This window comes from Streptococcus sp. 3109 (assembly GCF_013276905.1).
Classification (GTDB): Bacteria; Bacillota; Bacilli; order Lactobacillales; family Streptococcaceae; genus Streptococcus.
Genome location: NZ_VMLY01000024.1, coordinates 43826 through 54239, shown reverse-complemented (window position 1 = coordinate 54239; position 10414 = coordinate 43826). Strand labels below are relative to the sequence as shown.

Genomic DNA, 10414 nt, shown 5'->3' with positions numbered 1-10414 from the left:
CAGACTAATAGTCACATAATATCAAAACCGAGACTGAAAGTTTAATACTTCGTCTCGGTTTTTGTATATTTTTCAAGTAACAAAGCCACCACTCCCCCAGCAATGCAAGTGCAAAATCCTCTAAAATATGATAGAATAAGGGAAAGGACTCTATTAAGGAGGAAATCATGGAAAAACAAACCGTCGCCGTCTTGGGGCCTGGTTCTTGGGGAACTGCCCTTTCACAAGTCTTAAATGACAATGGACACGAGGTACGTATTTGGGGAAACATTCCCGAACAAATCAATGAAATTAATACCTATCATACTAACAAGCACTACTTTAAAGATGTCGTTCTAGACGAAAATATCATTGCCTACACCGACTTAGCAGAGGCATTAAAAGATGTAGATGCGATTTTGTTTGTTGTCCCAACAAAAGTGACACGACTTGTTGCCCAACAAGTTGCAAAAACCTTAGACCATAAGGCTATCATCATGCACGCATCAAAGGGATTAGAACCCGATAGCCATAAACGATTATCAACCATCCTTGAAGAAGAAATTCCTGAACATCTCCGCAGTGATATTGTCGTTGTTTCAGGACCTAGCCATGCAGAAGAGACCATTGTGCGTGACCTGACTTTAATCACTGCTGCTTCTAAAGATTTACACACAGCTCAATACGTTCAAGAGCTCTTTAGTAATCACTACTTCCGACTTTATACCAATACGGATGTTATCGGGGTCGAAACTGCTGGCGCTCTTAAAAATATTATTGCTGTCGGCGCTGGAGCTTTACATGGTTTGGGATTTGGTGACAATGCCAAGGCAGCCATCATCGCTCGAGGCTTGGCAGAAATCACCCGCCTAGGGGTAGCACTCGGGGCTAATCCACTGACCTATAGTGGCTTGTCTGGTGTAGGAGACTTGATCGTAACGGGAACCTCCATCCACTCTCGTAACTGGAGAGCCGGAGATGCTCTTGGTCGTGGAGAATCCCTAGCTGATATCGAAGCCAATATGGGCATGGTAATCGAAGGAATTTCAACGACTCGAGCAGCCTATGAACTAGCGCAAGAACTTGGAGTTTATATGCCCATTACGCAGGCCATTTACCAAGTTATTTACAACGGAACCAATATCAAAGATGCCATTTATGATATCATGAACAATGAATTTAAAGCAGAAAATGAGTGGTCTTAACCCTCTAAAGAAAGGATTCTTATGGCACTGAAAGTTAGAAAAGCAGTCATTCCTGCCGCTGGACTAGGAACTCGATTTTTACCAGCAACCAAAGCACTTGCTAAAGAAATGTTGCCAATTGTAGATAAACCAACTATCCAGTTTATCGTAGAAGAGGCTCTTAAATCAGGTATCGAAGATATTCTGGTTGTCACTGGTAAATCAAAACGTTCTATTGAGGACCACTTTGATTCAAACTTTGAGCTTGAGTACAACCTCAAAGAAAAAGGCAAAACGGATTTGTTAAAATTGGTAGATGAAGCAACTGGTATGCGCCTCCATTTCATTCGCCAAACTCACCCTCGTGGTCTTGGAGACGCTGTCCTACAAGCCAAAGCTTTTGTGGGGAATGAACCCTTCGTTGTTATGCTGGGTGATGACCTTATGGACATCACAGACGAGAATGCCGTTCCTTTGACAAAACAACTGATGAATGATTACGAAAAGACACACGCATCAACCATTGCTGTCATGCCCGTACCACACGAAGACGTTTCATCATATGGGGTCATTGCTCCTCAAGGAGAAGGAATCAATGGACTCTATAGCGTTGAAACTTTCGTTGAAAAACCAGCTCCCGAAGATGCTCCAAGTGATTTGGCAATCATCGGTCGCTATCTTCTCACACCAGAAATTTTTGATATTCTCGAAAAGCAAGCTCCAGGCGCTGGAAATGAAATCCAGCTTACCGACGCTATTGATACCCTTAATAAAACACAACGTGTTTTCGCCCGTGAATTTACAGGAGCTCGTTACGACGTTGGGGATAAGTTTGGCTTTATGAAAACATCTATTGACTACGCCCTCAAACATCCACAAGTCAAAGATGACTTGAAAGATTACCTCATCCAACTTGGAAAAGAATTAGCTGAAAAAGAATAACATAAAAAGATAAGGTTCAAAAAATGCCTTATCTTTTTTCATTATACAAATTTTCTTTCAACTTCGTCACAACCCCATTCCCTTGTAGAGAAGTAAGACTGCGAGTCCTACGAACAACACTAACGCTACCAGTCTCTGACTAGCGCCATACATCCGTCTTTCTCCTCTAACTGGAAAGATAACTGCTAGAAATGCGCCACCAACTGCACCTCCGATATGACCTGCTAGACTGATTCCTGGAATCAGAACACTTCCAATAATGTTAATCACAAAAAGTGTCAGATAAGATTGCCCCAACTGCTGGATATAAGGATTACGCGTTGCATAGCGAAGAACAATAATCGCAGCAAATAGCCCATAGAGAGAAGTAGAAGCTCCTGCTGCTAAGGATTTTGGACTAAATACAAAAACAAAGAGATTGCCCATCATTCCAGATAAGAGATAGAGAAAGCAAAACTTCTTGGATCCGAAAATCTCCTCTACTTGCCTACCAAGATAATAGAGCGAAAGCATATTAACAATGAAATGCTCCCACCCAATATGAACAAAAATAGCAGAGAAGAGACGCCAAACCTGCTCGGGAAAGAGCCGAATAACAGGCCCATACATAGCTCCAAATCGAAATAGGGTATCTGCCCTGTAAAAGTTTCCTCCTGTGGTCACCAACATTAGTAGAAATACCAAGGTCGTCACTAAGAGGAAGAAACTCGTCACAGGGTAACGCCTATCAAAGATTTCTTTCATCAATCAGAACCTCCTGAACAGGAATATCATGCTTTTCAGGGATAAAGTCCTGAACTTGATAATGATAAACCGTACTCAAAGTATGACCAGTAAACTGTTCCAGATAGCGGTCATAATAACCTCCGCCATAGCCAATTCGATAACCCTTTGTCGTAAAAGCCAGCCCCGGAACATGAATCAAATCAATCTTAGAGGCATCCAATACTTCCAAATCTCCCTGTGGTTCCAGTAAGCCAAAGGAAGTTTTTACCAACTGCTGCGGATCATAGACCACAAAGTCCATGTGCCCCTTGGGATAGGTTTTGGGTATCAGAACCTTCTTGCCATCCTTCAGCGCCTGCTCAATCAATCCCTGCGTTTGAAACTCATGAGGAAAAGAGAGATAGGTTGCAATAACCTTGGCTTCTTGGTAAAAGGGGTGTTGTAACAATCGCTCGGTTAAAGCTTGCTCTATAGCCTGTTTTTGCTCTTGAGATATAGTCTTCATTTCTTGCAAGACTTGCTTGCGTAATTCTGCTTTCATAGACAATTCCTCTACTCTGCTGCCTTCTTTTTCAGGAAACTAGAGACCGCATCCACCCCAATAGATAAAGCCTCTTCCTTAGGACTCATTTGAGGGTGATGAAGAGCGTAGGGACTATCGATACCTAGCCAAAACATAACACCATCAACCTTTGAAAGAAGATAACCAAAGTCTTCACCTGTCATAGCAGGCTCGATATCAATCAGCTCGATTCCGTCTTTTTCTTCAAAGAAATCCATCAGTTCACGCGCCAAGGCTGGATTGTTCTCAACAGGTAGGTATCCACCTTGCTTGAGTTCCACTTCAACTTCCATATCAAAGGCAGCTGCAACTCCTTCTGCAACTGTTTTGACCCGCTTTTGCACCAAGAGGCTCATATCCTGAGTTAAGGCACGAATAGTTCCATGTAAAAAGGCTGTGTCTGTGATGACATTGTTGGTTGTTCCAGCCTGAAAAACGCCAAAGGTCACCACTGCTCCCTCGATTGGGTTGACATTGCGGCTGACAACTGACTGCACTTGGGTTACAAAGTAACTAGCCGCCACCAAAGCGTCATTGGCTTCATGCGGAAAGGCTGCGTGGCCACCTTTGCCTTTGAAACGAATCTTCACCTCACAAGTCCCTGCAAAAAGTGTATGAGTATTGGTCGCAATCTGGCCAACTTTCAGATCTGGACGGACATGGAGGCCATAAAACTGGTCTGGCAACCAGTCTCCAAAAGCGCCATCCTCATACATGAGCATGCCACCAGCTTCATTTTCTTCAGCAGGCTGAAATAGGAAGAGTAGATTGTTCTTTGGTTGCTCCTCAAGGGCGCGCTCAAGACAGCCCAAGGCAATGGTCATGTGGAAATCATGTCCACAAGCATGCATACTACCTTGGTGCTGAGAAGCGAAAGGAAATCCTGTTTGTTCAACGATAGGCAGACCATCAATATCTGTCCGCCAACCAATGGTCCTCTCTGGCTGACTTCCCTGCAAATAGACCAAAATACCTGTCCGCCAAGTACGAACTTGAACAAACTTCTTGCCCGCAGTCAATTTCTCAATCACATCTAGCAAATAAGCATGAGTCTTGAACTCCTCCAAGCCAATCTCTGGAATCTGGTGCAAATCTCGTCTAGTCTGAATCAAATCTAACATCTATCTGTCCTCCTATATAGCAGAAAGAGGCTGGAAGAAGGGTTCCGCCTCTATTTTTCTTTTACAATTATAAGGTACGAAGCGCATCTTCTAGCGCTGTTTTTTGTTGGGTTTGGGCATCAATCTCTTTGATGATACGAGCTGGAACACCTGCTACTACTACGTTTTCTGGGACATCTTGGGTAACAATAGCTCCTGCTGCGACAACTGAACCACTACCGATTTGAACTCCTTCGATGACCACTGCATTAGCGCCGATAAGAACATTATCTCCAACACGGACTGGTTCTGCGCTAGCTGGCTCAATCACACCTGCAAGAACGGCACCTGCACCAACGTGACTGTTTTTCCCAACAATAGCACGGCCACCAAGGATAGCCCCCATGTCAATCATGGTTCCTGCACCAATTTCAGCACCGATATTGATGACTGCTCCCATCATGATAACAGCACTGTCACCAATTTCAACTTGATCACGGATAATCGCACCTGGCTCGATACGAGCATTGATAGCACGTTTATCTAGCAAAGGAACGGCAGAATTACGAGCGTCTTGCTCAACAACATAGTCTTGATTTTCTACCAAACCATCGAGAAGCGGAGCAACATCTTTCCAGTCTCCAAATAAGACATTCCCTAGTTTAACAATAGAGCTAGGTACAGCAGTTGCAAGTTCTCCCTCAAAGGTTACTTTCACACTGGTTTTCTTTTCAGCATTGGCGATAAATTGAATAATTTCTTGTGCGCTCATTTTTGTAGCAGTCATAAAAGGCCTCTCATTCTTTATAATGATAACTATTCTACCAAAAAAGGCCTCAAATTTGAAGCCTTTTTGTCTGTTTTTAGGTATGATTTTTTAGGGATGTGAGATAAAACGTGCTGTCGGTAAAAGCAAGCCCCTACCGATACAACCTAAAAACACTCTTCACAACTATCTCCCCGTGTTTTATTGACTATTCTAGTATAGCACACTTTTAGAATTAAGAAAAGACTTTTATCTACTTTCTTTCGCTTCTTCTATAGACAAAAATATCATAGGCAAAATAATCAAGGCCATCGCTAGAAGAAGGGACCAATCCACTACCAATCCTAAGAACAAAACACTCAAGAGAGCAGAAGAGAGAGGTTCACTGGCACTGATAACAGAAACCACCAAAGGAGAAACCAAGGACACTGCCTTCATGGAAATGAAAAAGGCAAAAGCCGTCCCGAAAAAAGCGATAATGAGGCAAATCAAGATACCCCAAATATCCAGAGTAAAGGAAAGCTGGTAAACCGGCGAGAGGACATTGCTAAATAAACCTGCCAAAATCATCCCCCACCCAACCGTAGGTACAAAACCATAGCGTTTCGCAAAAGGTTGGGGTAAGATAACATTAAACATAACCCCCATGGCACTCAACAGACCTGTTATAAGGGCTAGTGGCGTCATGGATAACTGAGAGAGATCGCCTTTTGTCGCCATCAGGCAAACACCCAGCATAGCAATCAAAACATAGAAAATAGCACTTTTTGACGCTCGTTTTTGATAAACCAAGCGATTGTAAAAGAGGATAAAGACAGGGCTAATAAACTGTAAAATAGTCGCTGTCGCTGCATTTGAGTATTCTACACAGAGATAGAAAAAATATTGGACTGAAAAAATCCCCAAAATAGCATAGGCCAAAAAGGGCAGGTAATTTTTCTTGTCTCGCCAAATATCAAACACTTGCGATTTTAATTGCATCGCAGACCAAATGAGTACAAGACTTCCTGCCAGTGTCAAACGCATAGAGGTAATCCAGCCCGAAGACACCTGATAATGAGTAAAGAAGTACTCTCCTAAAATCCCACAGATTCCCCAGATTAGGCCGGATAGAAGAGAATAAATGGTTCCTTTAACAATCTTTTTCTGATACTGATTCATACCTTTATTGTAACACGAAAGGAAAAAAGAAAAAAGTGGCAATCCATTGATTGGCCACTTCATTTAGCACAGTTCATAGAACTTATCGTCTCGCCCTTGAAGAAGAAGGTCGTGTAGTACTTGAGTTACTGCTATCACTAGAACTACTACTTGAACTACTTGAACTGCTTGAACTGCTGGAGCTTGATGGAGTTGGTAGTGTGCTAACGATACTTGACCAAGCATTCTGATAATCTGCATCACTTCCACCAATAGCAAAGCGATAACTAGTCGTTGGCGCTCCTGCCTTATTAGCCCAATAGCTGGTAACAGTCGAACCTGTGACCTCTACCTCTTTTCCTTCAACAGAAACCTTCCCTGGTTTTTGACCTGTTGATTTCAAGACTTCGGATTTTACGACACTAGGATCTAAAGCGAAGCGCTCGTTCCCCCAAATGCTTGGGGAGGCTTGCTGAATCGCATTTACCAGATGAGCCATGTAATTAGAGTTATTAGAATAACCTGCTCTACGTGACAGCGAATGATTATCATCATGCCCAATCCAGCCACCCAGGGTTAATCTAGGTGTCGAAAGCATGAGCCACATATTTTCGTCTTGGTTGGTTGTACCAGTCTTCCCAATCCAATCTGCATTAGCCAGAGTAGGATTTAAAGAAGTCAGATTCGTCTTGAAGGTTGTTGTCACACGAGAGGATAGAACTTCTCGCAACAAGCCCTGCATAATCGTCGCAGTAGCTTTTGAATAGACTTGAACTGGTTTATCCTGATATTCATACACCACTCTACCATCTGCTGCTTCAATTTTAGAAATCACATGTTTTTTATGATATAGACCATTATTTGCTAGGGTCTGATAGCCATTGGTATGCTGGGCAACTGTGACTTCAATACCACCACCCATTGGCAAGCTCTCAATACCGTACTCAGGAATCTCGTAACCCATCTTTTCCATATAACCCTTGACATCAATACCCTTTTCACGAAGCATACGATAGGTCCAGTAAGCAGGGATATTCCATGAATAGTTCAGAGCTTCTCCCAAGGTCATCATTCCTGTTCCCTTACTATTAGCATACATAATCGGATTCCCATTGGCAAAGTTTGTTGGATAGTTAGATAGAATCGTTTCGCTTCCCATCAAGCCCTGGTCAATAGCAATACCGTAGGCCAGCAAAGGCTTGGTAGTAGAAGCTGGTGAGCGCTTGGTATCAAAGGCATGATTGTTTTGATTTTCTTGATAATTACGACCACCTACAAAGCCTAGAATAGCACCTGTTTGGTTGTCCATCAGGACATTCCCTACTTCTACACGACCTGTTCCATCGTCTAAAAGATAGCCATAGTCAGCAACCGCACTTTGCATAGCAGAATGAATTTTCTGGTCTATGGTAGTAGTAATTTTATAACCACCATTTTCAATTTCCTTGGATGCCAAATCGCGATAAAACTTCTGAGTTGCCTCATTTTTCAACTCCTTAGCGGAGACATTGTCTCTCTGAGTTAGATAGTCATACATACGTTCTTGAGCTTCTGCCAAGGCTGTAAAGTATAAATAGCCTCGTGACACACCTATGACTGTAGCTGAAGGGAGAAAGTCCTGTTTAAGATTGTAATCCTTATATTGAGAATACTCGTCTTTGCTTAAGGCACCTGTACGATACATACTGTAAAGAACTGCCTTAGCCCGTCTCAAGCCTATTTCTAAGTCTTCATCACTCTTCAACTCTCCAGTATTTTCATAAGGAGAATAGGTAATGGGACTCTGTGGAAGTCCTGCTAAAAATGCTGCTTGAGGAACCGTCAACTGACTTGCATCTACACCGAAAATCCCCTCAGCTGCCTGCTGAGCCCCTGCAATATTCTGTCCCTTATTATTTCGGCCAAAGGGAGCCACATTGAGATAGGTCGTTAAAATCTCATCTTTATTCATGGCGCGTTCCAAGGCAAGAGCATCCACAATCTCTGTCGCCTTACGAGCCAAGGTAGGCGCATCTCCAACCACCTGCTGTTTAATCAGTTGCTGGGTCAAGGTTGAACCCCCACTAGAGGAACCCAAACCTACAAATTTCCCCAAGGTCGCACGAATCACCGCCTTGGGCACTACACCCTTATGTTCTTTAAAGTGTTCGTCTTCCGTCGCAATAATAGCCTTCTTCAGATTTTCCGAAATTTGCTCAGATGAGATAGAAGTGCGCAACAAGTCACTCTCTATGGAAGCAATCACCGTCCCGTCCGAATAGGTAATCTCTGAAATAGAAGAGATGTCCTTGACCTGATTCACCAATTCTTCTGTCTGAGGCACCCGTACCTTGTCAAACAAGGCCACTCCGTACCCCAAAGCAATCCCAGCTCCCAACATTCCTCCTAGAAAACCGAGCACAAAGAGCAAGTTAAATAGGGCTTTTATACTCAGTAAAATAGCTGGAAAAATGGCTGGCCTATCTAGTGATTTAGATTTTTGGGCACTTGAACCTTTCTTGCCAGGGCTAGCTGATTTTTTATTTTTTTGTTTTTGCTGGAAAAATTCCAGCATTTTTCGTTTTAATTCATTTAATTGATTTTGCATGGATTTCCTCACTCTATCTATTATACCATAAAAGGGAAACTTTCAATAAAATAGCCACTTTCTTCCCTATTCTGCTAGGCTATTGCCCAAGTTTGTGATACAATAGGTAGAAACAATAATTTAAAAAAGGAGAAAAGACACATGCACATTTTTGATGAGCTAAAAGAGCGTGGTTTGATTTTTCAAACGACTGATGAAGAAGCTTTGCGTAAAGCCCTAGAAGAAGGTCGAGTTTCTTATTATACTGGCTACGATCCAACTGCTGACAGCCTTCACCTAGGCCACCTTGTCGCAATCTTAACAAGTCGTCGCTTGCAACTAGCAGGTCACAAACCTTATGCGCTCGTTGGCGGTGCTACAGGTCTCATCGGAGATCCGTCCTTCAAAGATGCTGAACGTAGTCTCCAAACAAAAGACACAGTAGATGGCTGGGTCAAGTCTATCCAAGGACAACTTTCTCGTTTTCTTGACTTTGAAAATGGGGAAAATAAAGCTGTCATGGTCAACAACTACGACTGGTTTGGCAGCATCAGCTTCATTGACTTCCTCCGTGATATTGGAAAATACTTCACTGTCAACTACATGATGAGTAAAGAGTCTGTTAAAAAACGGATCGAAACAGGGATTTCTTACACTGAGTTCGCTTACCAAATCATGCAAGGTTACGACTTCTTCGTCCTTAACCAAGAACACAACGTAACGCTACAAATCGGTGGTTCTGACCAGTGGGGAAATATGACAGCTGGTACTGAATTGCTTCGTCGTAAGGCTGATAAAACTGGTCACGTTATCACTGTTCCATTGATCACAGATGCAACTGGTAAGAAATTTGGTAAATCAGAAGGAAACGCAGTCTGGCTCAATCCTGAAAAGACTTCTCCATACGAAATGTACCAATTCTGGATGAATGTTATGGACGCTGACGCTGTTCGCTTCTTGAAAATCTTTACTTTCTTGTCACTGGATGAGATTGAAGACATCCGTAAACAGTTTGAAGCGGCTCCACATGAACGCTTGGCTCAAAAAGTCTTGGCCCGTGAAGTGGTCACACTTGTTCACGGAGAAGAAGCCTACAAAGAAGCTCTTAACATCACTGAGCAACTCTTTGCAGGAAACGTCAAAAACCTTTCTGTCAAAGAACTCAGACAAGGACTTCGTGGAGTGCCAAACTACCAAGTACAGGCAGACGAAAATCACAACATCGTGGAACTGCTCGTCTCATCTGGTGTGGTTAACTCAAAACGCCAAGCCCGTGAAGATGTTCAAAACGGAGCTATCTACGTCAACGGCGACCGCATCCAAGACCTTGACTATGTCTTGAGTGATGCAGATAAGCTTGAGAACGAACTGACTGTTATCCGTCGTGGGAAGAAAAAATACTTTGTATTGACTTACTAAATTGTTCAACATTTACCTATAAATAAAGGA

The 10414-nt window shown here is 42.8% G+C and carries 9 protein-coding genes; 3 read left to right on the top strand and 6 right to left on the bottom strand.

The features are described from left to right. The first annotated feature begins 167 nt into the window (after window positions 1-167). A complete protein-coding gene (locus HT698_RS09815; protein ID WP_173218867.1) occupies window positions 168-1184 on the top strand; it encodes an NAD(P)H-dependent glycerol-3-phosphate dehydrogenase in 1017 nt (338 codons plus the stop codon). Between the two features lie 21 nt (window positions 1185-1205). Continuing rightward, window positions 1206-2105 carry a UTP--glucose-1-phosphate uridylyltransferase GalU gene (gene galU / locus HT698_RS09810; protein WP_050392047.1) on the top strand — a complete coding sequence of 300 codons (900 nt, stop codon included), beginning with the start codon at window positions 1206-1208 and terminating at the stop codon, window positions 2103-2105. Between the two features lie 66 nt (window positions 2106-2171). Here galU and HT698_RS09805 read toward each other — a convergent pair whose 3' ends face one another. The 6 genes from HT698_RS09805 to pbp1b all read right to left on the bottom strand — a co-directional run bounded on the left by HT698_RS09805 (window position 2172) and on the right by pbp1b (window position 8986). After that, window positions 2172-2849 (bottom strand): rhomboid family intramembrane serine protease, encoded by a 678-nt coding sequence (locus tag HT698_RS09805; RefSeq protein WP_173218865.1) that lies wholly within the window; start codon window positions 2847-2849, stop codon window positions 2172-2174. Next, entirely contained in the window at window positions 2833-3372 is a 540-nt protein-coding gene (locus HT698_RS09800) for a 5-formyltetrahydrofolate cyclo-ligase (protein ID WP_050392045.1), read from the bottom strand. Before HT698_RS09800 ends, HT698_RS09805 begins: the two co-directional genes overlap by 17 nt. An 11-nt stretch (window positions 3373-3383) precedes the next feature. After that, window positions 3384-4514, bottom strand: a complete 1131-nt coding sequence (locus HT698_RS09795) for an N-acetyldiaminopimelate deacetylase (protein ID WP_050392044.1) — start codon at window positions 4512-4514, stop codon at window positions 3384-3386. Window positions 4515-4581: 67 nt separating this feature from the next. After that, entirely contained in the window at window positions 4582-5280 is a 699-nt protein-coding gene (dapD, locus tag HT698_RS09790; protein WP_050392043.1) for a 2,3,4,5-tetrahydropyridine-2,6-dicarboxylate N-acetyltransferase, read from the bottom strand. A 228-nt stretch (window positions 5281-5508) separates the two neighbouring features. Further along, window positions 5509-6420, bottom strand: coding sequence for a DMT family transporter (locus HT698_RS09785; protein WP_173218863.1), 912 nt, complete (start codon window positions 6418-6420; stop codon window positions 5509-5511). An 82-nt stretch (window positions 6421-6502) separates the two neighbouring features. Further along, entirely contained in the window at window positions 6503-8986 is a 2484-nt protein-coding gene (pbp1b, locus tag HT698_RS09780) for a penicillin-binding protein PBP1B (protein ID WP_173218861.1), read from the bottom strand. A gap of 141 nt (window positions 8987-9127) precedes the next feature. On the opposite strand from pbp1b, the gene tyrS reads away from it, so the two are divergent. Further along, complete coding sequence (tyrS, locus tag HT698_RS09775) at window positions 9128-10384, top strand: tyrosine--tRNA ligase (protein ID WP_173218859.1); 1257 nt, start codon at window positions 9128-9130, stop codon at window positions 10382-10384. Window positions 10385-10414: the final 30 nt, after the last annotated feature.